We start from the raw sequence: 20183 nt of genomic DNA on the forward strand, positions 1-20183 counted from the left end.
GATGATGTCAACTTGCCGGCCTTTTACACTTATCTTGCTGTCGCTACTGCTATCGGCTTGTAGCCTATTTGAGCGCCAGCCCGAGCCAGCTACCCCGCAGCCAGCGGTAGTGGAAGTGGTTCCGCAAGAGCCCGCAGCCGCACAGCCGCAGGCTCCAGAAATAAGCAGCTGTGAACAACCCATAGTGAAAGAGGTGATTAAATACGTAGAGAAAGCATGCCCCAGCCAACAAAAATCTATAGTCAAAAAAGCTAAAGCCGCCATGGTTGGTGAAAAGCAGGTGATAGGGCGGGTGGAATACGTCAGCATCAACAATAATGGTATAGCGATTAAATCGCGTATCGATACCGGCGCTAAAACCTCATCATTGAATGCACAAGATTTATCCGAGTTTGAACGCGATGGCAAAAAGTGGGTGCGCTTTGCAGTGCTCAACCCCAAAAATGACGAAGAAATATACTTTGAAAAAAGAGTAGTGCGCTTTGTGCGTATTAAGCAGCAAACCGGTGATTTGCAACGTAGGCCGGTGATTAAAATGCCAGTCAAATTAGGGGATGTTACCGAGAATATTGAGCTAACCTTAACCGATAGAAGCGATTACCTCTATCAAGTGTTAGTGGGGCGTAATTATTTATTAGATCGTTTTTTAGTAGACGTTAGTCAAAAATACACGGCTAAAAAATAGGATTATTGCGTATGTCACCACGCGCTCAGGTTTACCTGCTAGGCCTTTTGCTGATTATTATGGGCCTGGGATTAATGGCTTATAAAAGTGAAATGCTAAGCATGCCGGTGAAGCCCGGTGAATATGCCACAGTATGGACCGTAGAAGCCAAAGTAGGGTTTACCGCAGATGGTGGTGCAGTCAAAGTCTCGCTGGCCTTACCTAAAAATCAAAATAATATGGAAGTGATAGAAGAACTGTTTAGCAGCTCAGGCTATGGCTTTAATATTTATGATAATGCAGGGCATAAGCGCGCCGAGTGGACTAAGCGCATGGCCAGCGGTAAGCAAACGCTGTATTACAAATTAGATGTTTATAAACGCCCTTCCGGCGAGGGCCTGCCAGAATTTGATGCCAGTAAAATGCGCGCCAAACCCAATTGGCAGGGTGAGCGCCAAGAAGCCTTACGCAATGCCGCGGCTTCGATTATTAACAACAGCTGGCAGACCTCCTCCAATAAAGAAAGCTTTGCCAGGCAGTTACTCAAGTCATTAAATGATAAGTCCAATAACGACGCTAGGCTTATACACAACAACTTGCCCGATAAAAAAACAGTAGATATTGCCTTAGACCTACTGTCATTGGCGGAAATTCCAGCGCATATCATTCGCGGTATTTATCTAGAAGATGATAGAAACCGTATGAGCGCCGATGCCCTAGTAGAAATATTTGATGGTGAAAAGTGGATAGTGTTTAGCCCTAATACTGGTGCTAAAGGCTTGCCCGATAATTTTTTAGTGTGGCAGCGTGGCGATGTTTCTATGTTGGATGTGGCAGGCGGCAGCCGTTCAGCGGTTAGTTTTTCAGTGTTAGCCAATGATGTGCCAGCGCGCAAAGTTGCCCTAGAGCAAATGGGTGGTGAGCAAGCGGCATTATTAGATTATTCGATTTATAGCCTGCCTATAGAGCAGCAAAGTGTTTTTAAATTTATCTTATTGGTGCCTATAGGGGCTCTTATCGTGATTTTTTTACGGGTGGTTATAGGTATACGCACCGCCGGTACTTTTATGCCCGTACTGTTAGCCATAGCGTTTATACAAACCCATCTATTAAACGGCGTGTTAATTTTTTTGTTAATACTAAGCATAGGTTTATTTGTGCGCTCATACCTAAGCCGCTTAGATTTATTGCTGGTAGCACGCATAGCGGCGGTGGTAGTAATAGTGGTTTGCTTGATGTCGTTTATCAGCATAGTCAGTTTTAAATTGGGGGTAGAACAGGCACTAACGATTACGTTTTTCCCTATGATTATCATCGCTTGGACTATAGAGCATATGTCCATCTTGTGGGAAGACGACGGCCCCATGGAAGTGCTAATTCAAACGGCGGGCAGTTTATTAGTAGCGATTATGTGCTACCTGGCTATGACCAACCATTACATAGAACATTGGATGTTTAACTTCCCCGAACTGTTATTCACCCTCTTGGGTATGATTATTATCTTAGGCCACTATACCGGCTATAGGATGTCAGAGCTGCTGCGTTTTCGCTATATGAGGCGTTCGTAAATGTTATTTGTCTGGCCCAAAGAGCTAAAACAGCTGGGCTTATTGGGCATGAACAGCCGCAATATTAATTATATTGCCAGGCATAATCCTAGGCATTTATACCCAATTGTTGATAATAAATTACTCACCAAAAAAGCTGCTATAGATGCGGGCATACGAGTACCAGAGTTACTAGGGGTAATAGAAAGCAACCACGAACTGAGCAAGTTGCCACAGCTATTAGCACCCTTAACCCAGTTTGTAATTAAACCTACCCGTGGCAGTGGCGGTAAAGGCATATTGGTGATTAGTGGCCGCGAGTTTGATTTTTTTCTTAAAACCAATGGCAGCAAAATTTTACAAAGTGATATACGTCGCCATGTAAATAATATTCTAAGTGGCCTCTATAGCTTGGGCGGCAAGCCTGATAAAGCCATGATAGAGGCCATGATTCAATATGACGATATCTTCAATGAGTACACCTACGAAGGTGTGCCCGACCTGCGTGTAATCGTGTACAAGGGCTTTCCTATTATGGCCATGCTGCGCTGTGCCACCCACTCGTCAGATGGCCGCGCTAATTTACACCAAGGTGCCATAGGGGTGGGTATAGATATACTCACGGGTAAAAGCCAATACGCGGTGCAGCATGGTAGGCCAGTCACTGAGCACCCCGATACCGGCAAAAGCTTTAAGGATTTAAGCATACCCTATTGGCAGGAAATATTACGCTTAACGGCGGGCTGCCATGAAATGACCGGCCTGGGTTACATAGGTTGCGACATAGTCATTGATAAAGAGCAGGGCCCCATGATTTTAGAGCTAAACGCGCGCCCGGGCTTGGCGATACAACTGGCCTGTGGTTTGGGCTTGGAAAAGCGCCTATCCTTTATAGACCGCCTAAGCACGGAAGTGATGGAACAAGATGCCGATAAACGAGTCTCCTTTTTAATGAGCAATCAATTTCAAGAGTAATTAGCGCGACTTAGCGCCAGAGGGCCTAGCTATGATTACGGTATACGGAGCAGCACAAACTAGAGCGACACGCATAAGCTGGATACTGGAAGAGTTAGAACTGGCTTACCATTTTGAGGCCATAGACTTTAGTAAGGGCGAGCATAAAAGCGAGGCGTTTTTAGCCATAAACCCCGCAGGTAAAGTGCCCGTTATAAAGTTGGATGACTTTGTAATGACGGAGTCGGCGGCCATAGTGAGCCACCTGGCCGAGCGTTACAGTAATGGCCAGCTGATCCCTTTTCCTGCTACCGAGCAGCGTGGAAAATATCAGCAGTGGTGTGACTTTGTGATTAGCGAATTAGAACAACCGCTATGGACTATGGCTAAACATCGTTTTGCTTTGGCTAAAGAACTAAGAGTGGCGGCAGTCATAGATACCGCCGCTTGGGAGTTTCAACAAGCCCTGGGCCTATTAAGCCAAGGCTTAGCAGAACAGGATTATATTTTAGGGGCAGAGTTTAGTGCTGCCGATATATTAATAGCTCACACTTTATTATGGGCGCAGGCTTTTAAACAGCCCATAGGTCAAGACAATCTACAGCGCTACTTGCAGCGCTGCCAACAGCGCCCAGCTTTGGCCAGAGCTATAGAGAAAGAAGCTCATCAATAAACTTTGTAGGATGTATGTTTAATAAACCGAATTTTGTAAAAAGTGGCTTGTATTCAGCCTTGTTTCTATCAGGCCTGCTACAGGCACAGGACACAGTTGAAACTTCAGCACTTATAGTTGCCGCTGCTCAACAGAGTACAGCCATAGCCGATGAGCCAGCCGCTAAGAGCAGCGAAAAGCCCGCCCCCAAAAAGCATAAGCAGGCCGCTAGGGCCGTGGATCTAGCTAAACCTATCAGCATAGAAGAAGTGGCATTGCCACAGGCTGAAAAAATTGAGGCTAGCAAAGCAGAGCCCGTCAGCAAAAAACAAAAGCCTATCACTGTAGCCAAACCTGAAAAACTAGAGGCTGTGGTAGAGGACAAGGAATATACGGCCAAGCAGCAATTAATTGCGGAGCCCGAAGCTGTAGCAGTCACTAGCAATAGCAGCAAAAAAGTGAAAGCAGCTATAGCTGTGCAAGCACCAAGCTCCGGCAATGATGAGAAAAATACGGCAGAAAAAAATGTGGTTGAAGCAAGTAACGAAGCCGTTAACAAAATCATACCCTCAATAGAGTCAGCGCTAAACACAGCCAAACAACAACAAGCTGCGCTGGATGAGCCCTTAGTTATTTTAGATACGGAAATTCCACCAGCAACAGCCACACGACTGGCATGGACCCCCGATCAATCCTTTAAAGGTATAGCCATACCCACACCAGTGTTGGTGGTAAACGGGGCTAAACCGGGGCCAGTTGTTTGTTTAACAGCTGCTATACACGGCGATGAACTTAATGGCATAGAAATCGTAAGGCGTGTGCTTTATAACTTAAAGCCAGAAAAATTGACTGGCACAGTTATAGGCGTGCCCATCGTCAACTTGCAGGGCTTTCATCGCAACTCTCGCTATCTGGCTGACCGCCGCGATTTAAACCGTTATTTCCCCGGCAACCCGGCAGGTAGTTCGGCTTCACGTTTGGCCTATTCATTTTTTAATGAAGTCATTTCCCACTGTGATGCCTTGGTGGATTTACACACTGGCTCGTTTTATCGCACTAACCTACCGCAGCTGCGAGCTAATACTAAAAACCCTAAGGTATTGGCATTAGCTAAACAGTTCGGTGCCACCGTTATTGTGCATGGCAAAGGTGCACCCGGCACCTTACGCTGGGCTGCGGTGCAGGCAGGCATCCCCGCGGTTACCTTAGAGGCTGGTGAGTCCATGCGTTTGCAAGTGGCTGCGGTAGAGCATGGGGTAAAAGGTATAGAAACCTTATTAGAACAAAAAGAGATGCTACACAGTTTAAAGTTTTGGAAAACCACCGAGGCCATTTACGAACAAACCCTATGGGTGCGCGCTGATCAAGGGGGTATATTATTTACCAGAGTATCAGAGGGCGATAGGGTTAAGGCGGGTGATGTACTAGGGGTGGTAACTGACCCTATCACCAATGCCAGCAGTGAAATTATTGCGCCTTTTAAGGGCCGAGTTATAGGTTTGGCACTTAACCAAGTGGTGATGCCAGGTTTCGCTACTTTTCATTTAGGAGTAGAGGCAGCTAATCTCATAAAGCCTGAACTTATAGACGAATATAATGGTGTAAACCCTGTGCCCGATACCGAAAGCGTAGATGAAACCATTACCGAGTTGGAAGATTTTAACTAAGGCGTATTTACAAAAACATAGTGGACATATCACCTAGTTGCAGCGAGTCTAAATAGTTTTGCACTGAGGTTTCGGCTTGAATAAAAGCTATGCCTAGTGAAGCTTGCGTGGGGCTTGTTTTTGTATAGGCAATGACTTTAACGGTCAGCTCTTGCTGTGCGTCCTCTGGATAAAAACGCAGCCGCAATTGTATATGTTGATCTTTTATATCGTCTATAGAAGTGCTCAGCTGGCTGGGATCAAAATGCAATTGGCAGCCGCCCTGGCTGATATCAACTATAACGGCTGTGAAAGCTTGCCCTTGATACTGGCAGCTGCATGATAAGGCACAGGGTAGGCGGGCATCACGCCGTAAGGCCTGGCTTTGTATACTCGTGGGAAAACTGCTTAACAATAATTTACTGCCACTATAGTTGACGGCAATAACTTCTGACTCAAAAGCAAAAATAGAGCCTTGCGCAATTAAGCGCATCACCAGTTTTTTTTCGGGAAAAAACAAGTTGTCATAAACTACATCGACGGTTTCTTTTTTCATTTGCTTAGGTGTTGGCAGTGCAGTAATCAACACCTTATTACTATCAACACCCACCAAGCGGGTGAGATATTTTAAAGAGCCATCTAGGCTGGAGACTTGCACCAGCGCGGCCAGTTGTAATTTAGCCAGCATGCTGGCCGGGCTGGTTTCAGCTGCCGCGCCATCCTCTTTGGGCATGGTAAAACCTTTATATTGATGCGTTTAAGTTACTAATAAAGCTAGCGTAGATCACTAAAATCGCCAGCGCTGATTATTAGTGTTAAAGTTGTTAAGTTTTTTGACGCCTACATAAATAAAACAAAAATATAGCAGAGCAATGTTGTGAGTCCACTTAATTATATTCGCGCGCTTTGCCTCAGCATCATTATAAGTGCCGAGTCTGGATGGGCTAATGTCGATGTGGCGGCTCCGAAAGTAATCCATGTGGCATCAGAGTATTGGCCAGGTTTTTCCAATCACGATGGTAGTGGGTTGTATTTCGAAATTATTAAGGCGGTATACGAGCCTGTAGGTATTGCCGTTAAATTCTCTATAGAGCCTTTTAAGCGAGCACGGCACAGTACCGTGCAACACCACCATGATGTGGTAATAGGCACTTATTCGCAGGCTGATAGAGGCAATAATTTATTATTGACCCCGCACTACCCAATCAACACAGAACGGGTATTGGCCATATATCATAAAGATAGCACCCTTAATTGGCACAACTTTTATCAGCGTAATCGTGAGGATTCCAGTGAGCCTAATCCATACAGCTCGGCATGGATAATTGGCTATAACTACGATCAACATCTAGGGATTAAAAAGGGCTTTGAGTTACGCAGACCCGAACAGGGTTTAAAAATGTTGGTACAACGCCGACTGGATGTTTTTATAGAGCCTGAAGATGAAACATTGGTTTTATTACAGGGGGCTTTAGCTGATTTAGGCGCGCAGCTACGCTGGGAAAACGTGTCAACCAATAATATTTACTTAGCCTTTAGCCATAACCCCAGAGCTAAGCAGTTGTGCAAAATTTATGATCAACGCTTACCTCAACTCTATCACAGCGGTAAATTACAGGCCTTGTTTGCAAAGTGGCAGCTGGATATTTCTAAAGTTAATTTTAATTGGGGTAAGTTGTTAGCGCAGGATTCTTGCGAACCTATAGAGGGGCTAAATAGCGTTAACGAGTAACGCTATGTTAGGTGTGCTATGAGAGTTGCTTTATTCTTCGTAAATAACGTAAATTTTTTGGGTGGGCTCTACTACTTCCCATTCGCCTTCAAAACCTGCGGGCACGCAAATTTTATCGCCAGCTACCATTTCTAGTTCATTGCCATCTAAATCGCGCAAAATCGATTTGCCGCTTAGTATATGGAAATACTCGTTTTCGCTGTATTTAATTTTCCAGCAGCCTACTTCTGAACCCCATTCGCCAGCAAAAAATTTATCTTCTACAGCAAAATGCAGTTGATTGTTTTGTTCGGGGTTGCCTTTAACGATGCGATCTTGCGCCGTAGGATAGCGTTCTACTTTAGCGGTACTGGTTGCAAAGTTAATCAGGTCAGCGATTTTTTTAGCCATTATAGCCTCTGTGTATTCAACAAATATTGTTCAGCCTAGGGCGGCAATTCTACAGCCCTTATAAAATAAAGCTAGCGCTGCGGTTAAAAAACAAACAGCTGGCAGTATGAGCAGCCCGCGCGTTTAAGTGGCCTTAAAGGGCAGATGTTTGCTGCACTGCAGTTTATAACGCTTTAACTCAGTTGTTTCCTGCTGTAAAAACTGTTGTATCGCGTGGGCAAAGTCTGGCTGGGCTAGCCAGTGGCTGGAATGTGTGTCTACGGGCTGAAAGCCGCGCTGTATTTTATGTTCGCCCTGCGCCCCGGAGTCAAAGCGTTGTAGGCCTCGTTCTATGCAAAACTCTATGCCTTGATAATAGCAGGCTTCAAAGTGCAGCTGCTCTAGCTCTTCACTGCAACCCCAGTAGCGGCCGTAAAGGCTGTGGCTGTCAAAAAAATTTAGCGCACCGGCAACAATATCTTGGTCTTTACGGGCTATCACCAACATTATCTGGTCAGCCATGGAGCTGGCGATGCGTTTAAAAAAATCTTGTTTTAGATAGCCGCCGTGGCCGCTGCGCTTGGCGTAGGTGAGCTGATAAAAATAATAAAACTGCTGCCAAATTTCTTCGCTAATTTCATTTCCGCTTAGCCGCTGCAAGCTTATGCCTTGCTGTTTAACACTGCGCCGTTCTTTGTTAAGGGTTTTGCGTTTACGAGATTTAAACTGCGCCAAAAAATCATCAAAACAAGTATAGCCCTGGTTAAACCAGTGAAACTGTACACTGCTGCGGGCCATAAACGGGGCGTTAAAGTGATTTGCTTGGCTGTGGTATAGCACATGTACAGATGAGGCTTGTAACTGTTGCGCCTGCGCGATGAGTTGTTGCCCCACCGCCTCGTACAGGGCCGCTGCATCACTATCGGGGTGTATGCACAGCCGTGGCCCGGTTGCGGGGGTGAAGGGTATAGCGGCTAGTAACTTGGGGTAATAGTTATAGCCATGGCGCTGGTAAGCCTCGGCCCAGCTCCAATCAAAAATATATTCGCCGTAGGAGTGTTGCTTAATATACAGGGGCATCACCGCGACTAGCTGCTCAGCTTGGTATACGCATAGATGATGAGGTTGCCAGCCGGTTGCTACCGCCACCGAGCCACTGAGCTCTAGGGCCGCTAAAAAAGCGTGGCGGGTAAAAGGGTAATCGCTGTGGACTAAACTGTCCCATTGCTGGGCGCTAATCTCGCTAATGCTGTGCAGATAACGAAACTCCATAGCGATCGGCTTAGCTGGCAAATAAAGGGGGCAGGGCATAATCCAGTGCTATGCCGATAAAAATAGCCATACCCACCCAGTTGTTATTTAAAAAAGCTTTAAAACAATTATTTCTTTCACGTAGCTTAATTAATTGTTGCTGGTAGATAAAAAAGCCTGCCGCGATGATTAAACTTAAATAAAAATACGCCCCCAACTTAAACTGCTGGCCCACTAAGCACAGGGTGAAGATAACGCAGGCTTGCAGGATTGCGGTGATGGTTTTGTCGTCCTCGCCAAATAAAATAGCGGTGGATTTTACCCCTATCCTAAGATCATCATCCCTATCTACCATGGCGTAAAAAGTGTCATAGACTATGGTCCATAGCACGGCAGCAATATAGACCAGCCATAATATAGCGGGCAGGCTGTTGGTTTGGGCGGCAAAGGCCATGGGTATGCTCATGGCAAAGGCCATGCCTAATACCAGCTGCGGCATATGGGTGTAGCGCTTCATAAAGGGGTAGCAGCTGGCCAGTGCTAGCGCTGCAAAAGACAGCTGTATGGTGAGGGTATTAGTAAACAGCACTAGCACAAAAGACAGCAAGCACAGCAGCACAAAAAACCCTAGCGCCTGTTTACTGCTAATACGGCCGGTGGCCATAGGGCGTTGGGCGGTGCGTTTTACATGGCCATCAATGTGCCTGTCGGCATAGTCATTAATAATGCAGCCGGCCGAGCGCATTAAAAAAGTGCCTAGGCAAAAAATAATAAGCAGTTTCAAATCGGGTATGCCTTGCGCGGCAAGCCACAAGGCCCATAGCGTGGGCCACAGCAATAAATAAGTGCCCACCGGTTTATTAAAGCGTATTAAAGCAAGGTAGTCGGGGGCGTGGCTGCGTAGTTGGGCAAGCGTCATAGTCTGGGTGTCGTCTGTGCTGCTTCGTGGGTTTGATGGAGTTTACGGGGTAAAAGCCTCTAAAAACAACTCGCTGACCATTAAGGGTTTGCCCCCTAGCTCAAAGCGCGAGCGTCGGCCCCATAGAGGCTCTTTTTGCTGTAATGGTGCTGGCAGCTGCCAACTATCGCCAGGTAGGCGCGCAAGCTGAAAGGGGTGGCGTTGCATGCTGGGGTCGCTAAAGAGCATGGCGCCCAGCGAGCTATTATCAAATTTGCGCAGCCGTCGTAAATGACCCCGCAGCGAGGAAGCAGGTATTACGCTGCGGGCAAAGACCCAAGGCTGGCCGTGGCAGCGCAGGGCCACTTCACGCACTATCGCCCACTCGCGGGCCTGCATGCCCAACAACTGTTGCTCTGACAAGCGCGGTCGCTGCCAGCATTGGCGCAGTACCTGCACACTAAAATTTCCCAGGCTGGCTTTGAGCAGGCGTTGGGTTAACGAACCGCTGTCTAATAGCCAGGGCCTAATTACAGGGGGCAGCTGGTGGGCGGTATAGCGGTGGTAGTCTTGCCAATGGGCTTCTGCGGGGCCTAGTAATAGGGTCAAGCGTGGTATCCCTTGCGTAAAATAATGGGTAGAGAGTGCTGATGTTAGCCCTAGGGGCCAGGCAAAGATGGGCTATTTTAGCATCGAAAGCAAAAGGCAATGAAGCCGCAAGCTACTGTTAAAAACAATGAGTTTCTGTTTAGCTTGTTCTACACCCTACAAAGGGCCAGTGTTATACTCGTCGCTTTCGCTGTTTTAGCGAGTTCAATCATCGATGTTACCCCCCCTAGGTGGGTAAGACCGCAGTAATAAAATTAAGAAGGTAGTGTTATGCAACAATGGGTCTGTATTGTTTGTGGCTGGATATATGACGAAAAAGTGGGCGACCCTGATTCGGGCATAGCGCCGGGCACTAAGTTTGAAGATATACCCGATGATTGGCTGTGCCCCGATTGTGGCGTGGGTAAAGATGATTTTGAGCTAATTGCCGTTAGCGAACCCGAGCCTGAAGTGCCCCACCACGAAGAAGAGGTCGCTACCGACCACGTGATAGCGCCAGTGATTATTTTAGGCACCGGTATGGCTGGCTACGGTGTGGCTAAAGAGTTTCGTAAGCACGATAGTGACACGCCTTTAATTTTGATTACCTCGGACGATGGCCGCGCTTACTCCAAGCCTATGTTGTCTACGGGTTATACCCGCAATACCGAGGCCGCCGATTTAGTCACTGCCGATGCTGGCACCATGGCCAGGCAGCTGCGTGCTAGCGTGTGGACCATGACCCAGGTACACAGCATAGACACAGCTCAGCAACTCATACACATAGGTGATAGCAACAGCCAAGTACATTATGGCAAGTTAGTACTGGCCTTAGGGGCCGACACTATCGTGCCGCCGGTACAGGGCGATGCCTTAGATCATGTGTACTCTATCAATGACTTATTAGACTTTGATGATTTCCGCAAAGCGGTGAAGAAAACCCAAGCTAAAAAGATTGTGTTAATCGGTGGCGGCCTCATAGGCTGCGAATTCGCCAATGATTTAATCAATGGTGGCTTTAATGTTGAGGTGGTAGATCCACTGGGTTACTGCTTACCCACTTTGCTACCCGAGCAAGCGGGCAAAGCCGTGCAGCGAGCCTTAGAGGCTAAAGGTGCCATCTTTCACTTTGGCGATTTAGTGAGCGCGGTTAATCGCAACCCCGCTGGCGGCGTTAAAGTGACTTGTCAAAGCGGCCAAGAGCTACAGGCCGACTTGGTGATTAGTGCGGTAGGGGTGCGCCCGCGTACCGAGCTAGCCGCTGCCGCTGGCCTTACGGTTAATCGCGGCATAGTCACCGATCGTAAACTGCAAACCTCGGCGGCCAATGTCTATGCCTTAGGTGATTGCGCCGAAGTCGATGGCCGTAACCTCGTTTATGTAGCGCCGCTTAATGCCGCGGCCAAAGCTTTGGGGCAAACATTGGCGGGTAAAGCTAGCGACGTGGTTTACCCTGCCATGCCGGTAATGGTTAAAACCCCGGCCTGCCCAGTGGCCTTAAGCCCAGCACCCTTGGGTGCGGAAGGCAGCTGGCAAATACAGCAAAATGGCAACGATACCGTAGCCGAGTTTCGCAATGCCGCCGGCCAATTATTAGGCTTTGCTTTGACAGGCGAGGGAACAAAAGAGAAGATGCGCTTACAAAAGGAGTTGCCCCCTATACTGGCCTAAGGGGGCAGAGCGCAGGCTAAGCCTGTTTTCTGTGTAACGATTGCTAAGGGTTAAGGGGCTCAGCCCCTGGCTACTGTCATAAAGTTACAATATTAAGCCAGCATAATTCCAATAATTATTTTACTAGGAGCTGTACATGCGCAAACCCGATTTGGCGGCCTATATTGCCGATAAAGCCGATTTACCCACCAGCCAAGCTAACGATGTGTTATCGGCTATACTCGATCAAATTACCATGAGCCTAAGCCGCAAAGAGTCGGTCACCTTAATAGGTTTTGGCACTTTTGAAGTGCGTCATCGCAATGCGCGCACTGGTAAAAACCCACAGACCGGCGCCCCTATAGAAATTGCCGCCAGCAATACGGTAGGTTTTAAAGCCGGTAAAGCCTTAAAAGAGAGTGTCAATAAAGCCTAATCAGCTACCCACTCAGATAATATAAAAAAAACCCTTATCGATAAGGGTTTTTTTTTGCCACTAACAAAGCCTTTTTGGGCTTAATCGTGAGTATCAAGGCTGAGCAGTTGTTAAATGTTTGTTTAAAAGGGTAATATTTCAAGTTGCTCAGTCGCAGTTGTTTTGCTGATAAAACAAACTGCAGTAGGGATGTTAATTACTGCGGCTGGTATAAACAGAGTTGTCTTAGGGAAAGGTCAATCTCCATCTCCACCATATTTAAAAGCGATCTTTTACCGTGCGATGTTTGTTATTAAGGGCATGCACTAAGCTTTAGGTCGATAATAATAAATGAGGTTGTAGTGTCTAAACATTCTGTCTTTTTCTTACCCCTGTTAACGGTTGCTGCCAGTGCAGCGATGGCGACAAACTCTGAAAATTATTATGACGAAAGTGATTTACTGGTAGATATACCGTTAGTAAGCGCTGGCGCACGTATGGCGCAGGCGCGTCATTACTCGCCCTCTTCCGTTACAGTGATAGACAGCGAAACCATTGCCGCCTTGGCGCCTAACAGCCTAGTGGAAGTGTTCCGTTTAGTGCCGGGGCTAATGAGTTTCTATATTAATGCTTCCATGCCGGGCTTATCTGGGCATGACCTAACCGATGACGATCCACGCCGTTTAGAAGTGCGTATCAATGGCCGCAGCGTCTATGTACCCACTTTCCCAACGGTTAATTGGAATTCGTTGGGTATAGTGCCCGATGATATAGAGCGTATAGAAGTCGTGCGCGGTTCCAATGTGCCTGCCTATGGCTCTAATGCGGTGGTAGGGGCGGTGAGTATTATTACCAAAAGCCCGCTTGAAGAGAGCGGCACCCATATACGCAGCACCGTAGGTGAAAACAATACCCGCAATATTAATATACGCAGCAATTTTGAAATGACTAACGGCTATGGTCAGTGGCGCTTTGCCCATAGAGAAAACGATGGCTTCGATGTGCTGGATGACAGCACTTCGGTAGACCATCTAGTGTTTAATACCACCCTAACCCCTAACTTGCTGGATAGCTACACGGTGGAGCTGGGGGTAAGCGAGGGCCGTTTTGGTATAGGCGACGGTGATTATGTGTACGCTTTTGCTGATGATAAAAATACCAGCTATTGGTTATCGCTGGGCTGGCTACGCGATGAAGGCAAGCAGCGTTGGGAAGGGTATTTTTCTTACTACGACAGCCACTCGGTGCATACACTGCCATTATCGTTATCGGTTGGGGAAGGCTGGGATGCTGAACAACTGGATCGTTATCTTGCTGGCAAGCCCGATGTGGTGGTGGATTATGGCTGGGGTCTGCGGGACTCACAGCTGTGGGAAGCCGAACTGGAGTACCAGTACAGTTTTAGCAAACAACTCAGAGTGTTAGCCGGTGCCGGTTATAAATACCAAAACATAGAAGCGCCCACCAATCTCAGTCACGGCGGTACTATTGATTACGGTATCTTGTATGGTTTTTCTAATATTGAATGGCAGCTTAGCCGCAAGTGGTTGGCCAATATTGGTTTTATGGCAGAAAACCAAGAACTAGATGAAACCCGCGTGTCACCCCGGGCATCGCTGCATTACCAGCTGTTACCACAACACAATTTTCGGATTAGTGCGGCCAAAGCTCACCGCAGTGCTTCAGTGTTTGAGTCACACCGGGAAGTGGTTGTGCGTGCCTACGACGATGTTTACGTAGATTACAATCTGCTCTCAGAGGATAAGCTAGAGGCCGAAGAGATGGATAGCCTAGAGCTAGCCTACTACGGCAGTTTTTTTGATGGCAGGCTGGACATAGATTGGCGCGCCTTTCATGAAAAAATGGAAGGTGGCATAGACCATGTTAAGTGGTGGGTGGATCACTTAGGCTGGGATGCCAGTGCCGATTACGACGAAGGCGACCCTAGTGACCCTGATCACAGAGCGCATTTTTTTACTAACAGTAAAAATTGGCGGGTAACGGGCTACGATATGCAGGTAAAGTGGCGGCCCACTGATAGTACAGTCGTGTCGCTGCAATATGCCAACCGACGTTTATATTTCACCCGTATAAGATACTGGACCCAAGCACCCCATGGTGAGAAGAGAGATAAACAGCGAGTGCCAGATCATACCGCCAGCCTGTTAATTACCCAGGATTTAGGCAGTGGCTGGAGTGCTTCGCTAATGAGCTATCATCAATCCGATATAGAGTGGCGCGGCGGCGAATTTGCCGAATCTTTTTATAGGCATGACATAGCGCTTAGCAAGGTGATGAAGTTTAATCAGTATCAGCTTAGGCTGGACTTAAAAGTTGATAATGTTACCGATGAAACCAACTTTGAATTTGAAACCTTAAACTACTTTAAGCGTACGGCCTATCTCAATGCTTCCTTGCAGTGGTAAGCTTACAGTCTAAGGATTAGTCTATAAGCGCTACAGCTAGGCAAACATAGCTAGAATAGCAAGCTTGTAAGGTATAGAAGGATTTTGCATGAAAATAATTATTGCCGATGATCATGCGATGACCCGCGCAGGGGTTATCGCAGCCTTATCGGAAATGTACCCCGAGGCCGATATTATTGAGTGCAGTGATGCCGCGTCGGTTTTAGCCGCGGCCAAACAGCAGCACTTAGATTTGGCCATAGTCGATTTGTTTATGCCCGGCAGTGACGGCTTTGGTCTTTTAAAAAATCTCTGTAAAAATTACCCTGAGTTGCCGGTAGCGGTGCTGTCGGCCTCCGATAATCCTAAGCATGTACATAAGGCATTAGATTTAGGCGTCAGTGGCTTTATCCATAAAAGCAGCAGCTTTGATAGTATGCATAAAGCGATACAACAAGTGCTAGCGGGTGCTACCTATACCCCTAATTTAGCAGCTCCAGCAGATGAGCTGGCTACAGCCATGGCAGATGATGATAGCCCGGAAAAGCGCGATGCCATCATCGCCAGCTTAACCAAGCGGCAGTTGGATATATTGGCCTGCCTAGCGCAGGGCATGAGTAACAAAGCCATAGCGGCAGATTTATTTATTTCTGAAAATACGGTTAAAACTCACTTAAAAGCCATTATGGCGGAGCTGGGTTGTAACAATCGCACCGAAGCGGGTGTGCTGGCTGAAAAACTGAGCCTGCTACCTTCTTGATGCCCATGTTTGCTAAGGAAAGCTTTCTCATGCTGGCGCAGTTATATGCTCGCAGCCTTGCCTGGCTAAGTATTTTTTTACTAAGCCTGTGTGGCAGCAGCTTAAGTTGGGCTAGCCCAAAAATTATTATTATTAACTCTTCTGATGCTCAGCCCTATCAGCTTGCCGCCGCAGCATTAAGCAAGCATTTAAGCGATAGCGAAGAACTCGCGCAGTATCGTGTAGAGTTGTTAACCATTACCCAGGCCCAAAAAATCTCAGAGTTAGGCCTGGGGCCTGATAGTTTTATTGTGACCGTGGGCTCGGCTGCCGCAGAGTACGCCATACAGCTAAATCCCGATGTGGCCATAGTCAATAGCTTTATTACCCGCAATGCCTATCAGGCCATACGTGGGCAAGCAGCTGCAAACAAAGCCATTACTGCAGTGTTTATGGATCAGCCTATAGCGCGGCTTATACACTTAGCCAGTCTTTTAAAACAAGATCAGCAACCTTACCGAATAGGCATGCTCAGCCAAACCGCATTGCCGGTAGATACTCCACACCCTGCCAGCATAGTAATTAATAGCGCTACATTACTGCTTAATCAAAACCCTATTAAACAAATAGAACCGCTAATGAAAAATAGCGATGTTTTTATTGTTAGGCCCAATACCAGTTTATTTAATCGTTTAGTGGCTAAGTTAGTGCTGCAGTTGAGTATGCGCTATAAGACGCCGGTAATAGGGTTTTCAGAAAAATATGCCAAGGCCGGTGCTTTGTTATCGTTATATGCCAGCCCAGAAAACATAGGCCAAGATAGCGCTAAATTAATACATGATTGGATTAGCGATACACACAAAAATATGCCGGCGGCCCGCTATGGTAAAAGCTTTAGCATAGTGGTGAATCAGCGGGTTGCAAAAAAGATGGCGCTAAGTGTAGATGCAGAGCATTTAACACAACAATTACAGCAACGCGAATTACATAAACAAGAGGAAAATAATTTTGCAGATCAGTAAATTATTTTCTTTTAGCCAATGGAGTCTCAGGGCTAGGGTGTCAGCACTGGTTGCGGTGCCGCTGGTGTGTATTACTTTATTAACAGTTTATAACATTAATAGCGCACTGAGCCGCGAAACCGCTAGCTTAGAAGATCGCGTAGAAAAGTTATTGTTTTTGGCGGCCGATGCTGCCCAGCTGGCTTTATTTGCCGGTGATAGTGAGGCGCTAGATAATTTGGCTACCGCTATAATGCGAGATTCACAAATAGCCGAGCTATTATTTTTTGATGATGCCAAACAGCAGCTTAGCGGCCAGCCAGCGACTATTGCCAGCAAAGTTGTGGGGGATGATTTTGTCGATGGCAAGCAATTAGCAGTGGCTAATCACTGGGTCTTTGTACGTTCAGTAAAACCCATGGGGGTGTTTATCGATGATGACCCTGAGCAGTATCAAGAGCCGGTCAGCCAAGAGCTATTAGGCTGGGTGCTGTTAACAGTGGATCTTAGTAATAGCCGTGATTATCGCGCCGCAGTGTTACGCAATAACCTATTAATAGCTGCGCTAATGTTAAGCATTGCACTATGGTTGGCGTTTCGATTTAGCCGGGCGGTAGTACGGCCTATTAATAAAATTACCGATGCTGTTGCTCGTTATGGTCAGGAAGATTTTAACCATCGTGTTGCCGAGCTGAGCTCGGGCGAATTAGGTGAGTTAGAAAAAGGCATTAATAAATTGGCTGAGCGGGTAGGGCAGTCACAATTGATTTTGAAAGCCGAGGTTGAAAAGGCCACCAATAAATGGGTGGCGGCGGCTAAAGACCTAGAGCGGCAAAACTTAGACTTGGCCGAGGCGAAAACTATTGCCGTTGAGGCCAACCACGCCAAAGATGATTTTTTGGCGCGTATGAGCCATGAATTGCGCACACCCTTAACCGGAATTATGGGCTTTGTGCGGCTATTAGCTAAAACTGATCAGCCGAAATTACGACAGGAATACAGCGATATTATATTAACCTCCTCTAGGGTATTACTGTCGACGATTAACGACATACTGGATTTTTCTAAGTTGCGCGCCAACTCCTTTGAGCTCAACCCCAGCCGTTTTAATCTGGAAACTTGTTTGTGTTCTGCCTTGGATTTGCACCGGGTGTCAGCTTTTGAGAAGGGGCTAGAGCTGAATGTATTAATCGATTCTGATGTGCCTCTAGAGCTAGTGGCCGATGTCGATAAATTACAAAAAGTGTTAAACAATATACTCTCAAACGCCGTGAAGTTTACCGAAGCCGGAGACATTATTGTGTTTGTTACCCTGCTAGAGCAACAGGGTGATGCGGCGGTGATTAATATAGCGATTAAAGATAGCGGCATAGGCATTAGCGCCGCTAATTTGCAGCGGCTGTTTAACCCCTTTTTTCAATGTGACGAAAGCAGCACCCGCAGTCACGATGGCACGGGCTTAGGTCTGTCTATAGCCGAAGACTTTGTCACCTTAATGGGTGGCCATATTAGTGTTGAGAGTGAGCAGGGTGAGGGCACAGAAGTGAGCTTTAGTTTTCTCTGCCAATTTCAGCAAAGCGCGGCTAAGCCTTTTGCCGTCGATGGCAGTTGGCGAGCACTTATTTATGATCGCAACCCCTGGACCCGGCGCTCGTGGCGTAACCAATTACTTAAGTACAGCAGTGATGTTTGTGTGTTGGCTAGCGCAGATAAACTATTAGCCAGCTTATCGCAACAGCCCAAAGCAGACTTGCTGTTGCTAGGTTTTAATGCCCAGCTTGATAGTTACAAAGAGCTCAGTGCTTTACTACAAAGCATAAGAGCGACGTATAAAGGGGTGATTCTTTTAGCCACTGCGGATGTAGGCAACAGCCAAATCATCGAACTGAGTGAGGCTTACAGTCACTGCTATTTACTCAGCAAACCCTTAACCCATAGCCGCCTATGGGCTGCATTAGCTAAGGCTAACGAGGAGTCGGCGGCGGCTTTTATATCCTCTAGCAACAGCCCGCCAAGCCTAAAAGATAAAACTCTTAATAGCCCTCGTTTGCCGGCGGGGTTGGCGGTATTGGTGGCGGACGATAATCCCTTTAACCAGCGCTTACTACGCACGTTATTACAGGCCGCCGGTGCCCAGGTAACCGTGGTTAATAACGGCCAAGAGGCGCAACGGCTATGTGCAAGGCAACGCTTTGATGCGCTGTTATTGGATTTGCATATGCCCAAGCTCAATGGCATGCAAGTGAGTGAGGCCGTGCGCAAAGGGCAACTCAATAAGCAAACCCCCATTATTATCCTGACCGCCGATGCGCGTGCCGAGCAGCAGCCAGCCATGGCTGCAGCAGGAGTTGATGCGGTGAGCTATAAGCCCTTGGACGAACAGGATTTAATGGCAAAAATTCAGCGGCTAGCAACCCCGTGTGAGGTTGAGGCTGAGCCCGCATCCACTCGTGCGCTGGTAACGCTGGCTGCCAGTGATATTGAGGCGGAGTTAAATTTACAATTACAGGCCATCGCTAAGGCGCTATTAGCAAAAGATATAGCGGCAGTGCAGCAGCAGGTACATCAGCTGCTAGGGGTGATAGGTTTGTCGGGTATAGATAGCCTAGAGCAAGTTGCTGCAGAGCTAAGCCTAGCCGCCTCCGCGGGTGATATGGCGGCAGTGAGCCGCCATTATGAAAGGCTTGCTGCTGATTGCGCCGGTCTTACAGCATGAGCATGATCAGCCAAAAAATTAAAAAATCACCCGTATAGGTGACGCGCGCTAACCATCAGCGACGTATATTAACCCCTCGCTAAGCCGTTGTTAGGATGAAACATGGATGCACAAGGGGTGCGCTTAGCGACTTATTACACCATTGCCCTAGCAGTAGATTTACTTATGTGCCGCCAACAATAATAACGCAGCACTCGGTCTATCATTTCACACAATAGCTAGGTGTTATTCAATAAGCTCTAGTTATGGATATGCTGGTAAAAAATAACATTTTCCCTATACAAGAATACAGCCTCTCTTTTGGCAACTTTCAGTTTTTTGCAGACTATGTGTGTTGCGAAATTAACGAGGGCGTAGACTTGGATGAAGCCAAGTTGCTGCAGTTTTATGCTTTATGCAGTGATGTGTTTCAGGGTGAGCGCTTTGCGGTTATAGAGTTAAGGCTGAGCTCTTTTTCGGTAGACCCCAGCTTTTATATTAAGCACAGTTACTTGCTCTCGCAGGTTAAAGCCCATGCCATGGTGTTAGCGGGCGGTACTTTTGCCCAGCTCAGTGAATTTGAGGCGCAATGTATAAAACATTGCCCTTGCCGGGTATTTCATTCACTTAGCGAGGCTATAGATTGGGTGACCCAGCAAGCCTAAAACGGCTAGGCTAAGCCGCAGCAATAGGCTAATGCAAGGTGGCCGAACCCTCCAGCACATAGACATCATTATAACGGCAGGCTTCCATCCACAGCGGCCACTCCATGGGCAGCAGGCTATCTATGGCCAGCATAGCTTGGCGTTGTTCGTGTTCTGATAGGCAGTGTATATAAGCTTCCAGCTTTTCCAGTTGTACCCCCGCCATGCGGAAAATATCCAGGCTTTGGTCACGCTGAGCCCACTCTATGCTGGTGCGCAGATTGGCTAATTGCTGCTTAAACATATGTCACCTTTTTGTTAACAAATTATATG

The 20183-nt window shown here is 47.1% G+C and carries 19 protein-coding genes; 13 read left to right on the plus strand and 6 right to left on the minus strand.

Going from position 1 to position 20183, the window contains the following annotated elements; translation table 11 throughout:
- Position 1: 1 nt before the first annotated feature.
- The 5 genes from NO559_RS04480 to NO559_RS04500 are packed head-to-tail and all read left to right on the plus strand — an operon-like array spanning position 2 to position 5484.
- Positions 2-685, plus strand: a complete 684-nt coding sequence (locus tag NO559_RS04480; RefSeq protein ID WP_258330596.1) for an ATP-dependent zinc protease — start codon at positions 2-4, stop codon at positions 683-685.
- An 11-nt stretch (positions 686-696) separates the two neighbouring features.
- Positions 697-2232, plus strand: a complete 1536-nt coding sequence (locus NO559_RS04485) for an inactive transglutaminase family protein (RefSeq protein ID WP_258330597.1) — start codon at positions 697-699, stop codon at positions 2230-2232.
- A complete protein-coding gene (locus tag NO559_RS04490) occupies positions 2233-3186 on the plus strand; it encodes an alpha-L-glutamate ligase-like protein (RefSeq protein WP_258330598.1) in 954 nt (317 codons plus the stop codon).
- Between the two features lie 31 nt (positions 3187-3217).
- Positions 3218-3838 (plus strand): glutathione S-transferase family protein, encoded by a 621-nt coding sequence (locus tag NO559_RS04495; RefSeq protein WP_258330599.1) that lies wholly within the window; start codon positions 3218-3220, stop codon positions 3836-3838.
- 14 nt (positions 3839-3852) lie between these two features.
- A complete protein-coding gene (locus tag NO559_RS04500) occupies positions 3853-5484 on the plus strand; it encodes a succinylglutamate desuccinylase/aspartoacylase family protein (RefSeq protein ID WP_258330600.1) in 1632 nt (543 codons plus the stop codon).
- Between the two features lie 7 nt (positions 5485-5491).
- On the opposite strand, the gene NO559_RS04505 is transcribed toward NO559_RS04500, so the two are convergent.
- Positions 5492-6196, minus strand: coding sequence for a flagellar brake protein (locus NO559_RS04505; RefSeq protein ID WP_258330601.1), 705 nt, complete (start codon positions 6194-6196; stop codon positions 5492-5494).
- 144 nt (positions 6197-6340) lie between these two features.
- Between NO559_RS04505 and NO559_RS04510 the strand changes: the two genes are divergently transcribed.
- Positions 6341-7195 carry an ABC transporter substrate-binding protein gene (locus NO559_RS04510; protein WP_258330602.1) on the plus strand — a complete coding sequence of 285 codons (855 nt, stop codon included), beginning with the start codon at positions 6341-6343 and terminating at the stop codon, positions 7193-7195.
- Positions 7196-7225: 30 nt separating this feature from the next.
- Here the strand turns inward: NO559_RS04510 and NO559_RS04515 are convergent, their stop codons facing one another.
- The 4 genes from NO559_RS04515 to NO559_RS04530 form a co-directional block, all read right to left on the minus strand.
- A complete protein-coding gene (locus tag NO559_RS04515) occupies positions 7226-7585 on the minus strand; it encodes a cupin domain-containing protein (protein WP_258330603.1) in 360 nt (119 codons plus the stop codon).
- Between the two features lie 123 nt (positions 7586-7708).
- Entirely contained in the window at positions 7709-8836 is a 1128-nt protein-coding gene (locus NO559_RS04520) for a GNAT family N-acetyltransferase (RefSeq protein ID WP_258330604.1), read from the minus strand.
- Between the two features lie 10 nt (positions 8837-8846).
- Positions 8847-9734, minus strand: coding sequence for a 4-hydroxybenzoate octaprenyltransferase (gene ubiA / locus NO559_RS04525; RefSeq protein ID WP_258330605.1), 888 nt, complete (start codon positions 9732-9734; stop codon positions 8847-8849).
- Between the two features lie 42 nt (positions 9735-9776).
- Complete coding sequence (locus NO559_RS04530; RefSeq protein WP_258330606.1) at positions 9777-10322, minus strand: chorismate lyase; 546 nt, start codon at positions 10320-10322, stop codon at positions 9777-9779.
- Positions 10323-10592: 270 nt separating this feature from the next.
- Between NO559_RS04530 and NO559_RS04535 the strand changes: the two genes are divergently transcribed.
- From NO559_RS04535 to NO559_RS04565, 7 genes are all read left to right on the plus strand, one after another.
- The gene (locus tag NO559_RS04535; RefSeq protein ID WP_258330607.1) at positions 10593-11972 is read left to right on the plus strand and encodes an FAD-dependent oxidoreductase; all 1380 of its coding nucleotides are present in this window, start codon (positions 10593-10595) and stop codon (positions 11970-11972) included.
- Positions 11973-12108: 136 nt separating this feature from the next.
- Positions 12109-12387 (plus strand): HU family DNA-binding protein, encoded by a 279-nt coding sequence (locus tag NO559_RS04540; protein WP_258330608.1) that lies wholly within the window; start codon positions 12109-12111, stop codon positions 12385-12387.
- A gap of 341 nt (positions 12388-12728) precedes the next feature.
- Entirely contained in the window at positions 12729-14792 is a 2064-nt protein-coding gene (locus NO559_RS04545; RefSeq protein WP_258330609.1) for a TonB-dependent siderophore receptor, read from the plus strand.
- Between the two features lie 88 nt (positions 14793-14880).
- Positions 14881-15531, plus strand: coding sequence for a response regulator transcription factor (locus NO559_RS04550; protein ID WP_258330610.1), 651 nt, complete (start codon positions 14881-14883; stop codon positions 15529-15531).
- A gap of 29 nt (positions 15532-15560) precedes the next feature.
- The gene (locus NO559_RS04555) at positions 15561-16532 is read left to right on the plus strand and encodes an ABC transporter substrate-binding protein (protein WP_258330611.1); all 972 of its coding nucleotides are present in this window, start codon (positions 15561-15563) and stop codon (positions 16530-16532) included.
- Positions 16519-19227, plus strand: a complete 2709-nt coding sequence (locus NO559_RS04560; protein WP_258330612.1) for an ATP-binding protein — start codon at positions 16519-16521, stop codon at positions 19225-19227. The genes NO559_RS04555 and NO559_RS04560 overlap by 14 nt, the downstream gene beginning before the upstream one ends.
- A 245-nt stretch (positions 19228-19472) precedes the next feature.
- Positions 19473-19871, plus strand: a complete 399-nt coding sequence (locus NO559_RS04565; protein WP_258330613.1) for a hypothetical protein — start codon at positions 19473-19475, stop codon at positions 19869-19871.
- 28 nt (positions 19872-19899) lie between these two features.
- Here the strand turns inward: NO559_RS04565 and NO559_RS04570 are convergent, their stop codons facing one another.
- Positions 19900-20154: a hypothetical protein gene (locus tag NO559_RS04570; RefSeq protein WP_258330614.1), complete on the minus strand. Its 255-nt coding sequence runs from the start codon at positions 20152-20154 to the stop codon at positions 19900-19902.
- Between the last annotated feature and the right edge of the window lie 29 nt (positions 20155-20183).

The sequence above is a fragment of the Dasania sp. GY-MA-18 genome, assembly GCF_024734385.1.
Classification (GTDB): Bacteria; Pseudomonadota; Gammaproteobacteria; order Pseudomonadales; family Dasaniaceae; genus Dasania; species Dasania phycosphaerae.

What these genes read in the sequence shown, in the direction of transcription:
- NO559_RS04480 (WP_258330596.1), top strand. Translation starts at nt 2, where the DNA reads ATGATGTCAACTTGCCGGCCTTTTACACTTATCTTGCTGTCGCTACTG.
- NO559_RS04485 (WP_258330597.1), top strand. Translation starts at nt 697, where the DNA reads ATGTCACCACGCGCTCAGGTTTACCTGCTAGGCCTTTTGCTGATTATT.
- NO559_RS04490 (WP_258330598.1), top strand. Translation starts at nt 2,233, where the DNA reads ATGTTATTTGTCTGGCCCAAAGAGCTAAAACAGCTGGGCTTATTGGGC.
- NO559_RS04495 (WP_258330599.1), top strand. Translation starts at nt 3,218, where the DNA reads ATGATTACGGTATACGGAGCAGCACAAACTAGAGCGACACGCATAAGC.
- NO559_RS04500 (WP_258330600.1), top strand. Translation starts at nt 3,853, where the DNA reads ATGTTTAATAAACCGAATTTTGTAAAAAGTGGCTTGTATTCAGCCTTG.
- NO559_RS04505 (WP_258330601.1), bottom strand. Translation starts at nt 6,196, where the DNA reads ATGCCCAAAGAGGATGGCGCGGCAGCTGAAACCAGCCCGGCCAGCATG.
- NO559_RS04515 (WP_258330603.1), bottom strand. Translation starts at nt 7,585, where the DNA reads ATGGCTAAAAAAATCGCTGACCTGATTAACTTTGCAACCAGTACCGCT.
- NO559_RS04520 (WP_258330604.1), bottom strand. Translation starts at nt 8,836, where the DNA reads ATGGAGTTTCGTTATCTGCACAGCATTAGCGAGATTAGCGCCCAGCAA.
- ubiA (WP_258330605.1), bottom strand. Translation starts at nt 9,734, where the DNA reads ATGACGCTTGCCCAACTACGCAGCCACGCCCCCGACTACCTTGCTTTA.
- NO559_RS04535 (WP_258330607.1), top strand. Translation starts at nt 10,593, where the DNA reads ATGCAACAATGGGTCTGTATTGTTTGTGGCTGGATATATGACGAAAAA.
- NO559_RS04540 (WP_258330608.1), top strand. Translation starts at nt 12,109, where the DNA reads ATGCGCAAACCCGATTTGGCGGCCTATATTGCCGATAAAGCCGATTTA.
- NO559_RS04550 (WP_258330610.1), top strand. Translation starts at nt 14,881, where the DNA reads ATGAAAATAATTATTGCCGATGATCATGCGATGACCCGCGCAGGGGTT.
- NO559_RS04555 (WP_258330611.1), top strand. Translation starts at nt 15,561, where the DNA reads ATGCTGGCGCAGTTATATGCTCGCAGCCTTGCCTGGCTAAGTATTTTT.
- NO559_RS04565 (WP_258330613.1), top strand. Translation starts at nt 19,473, where the DNA reads ATGGATATGCTGGTAAAAAATAACATTTTCCCTATACAAGAATACAGC.
- NO559_RS04570 (WP_258330614.1), bottom strand. Translation starts at nt 20,154, where the DNA reads ATGTTTAAGCAGCAATTAGCCAATCTGCGCACCAGCATAGAGTGGGCT.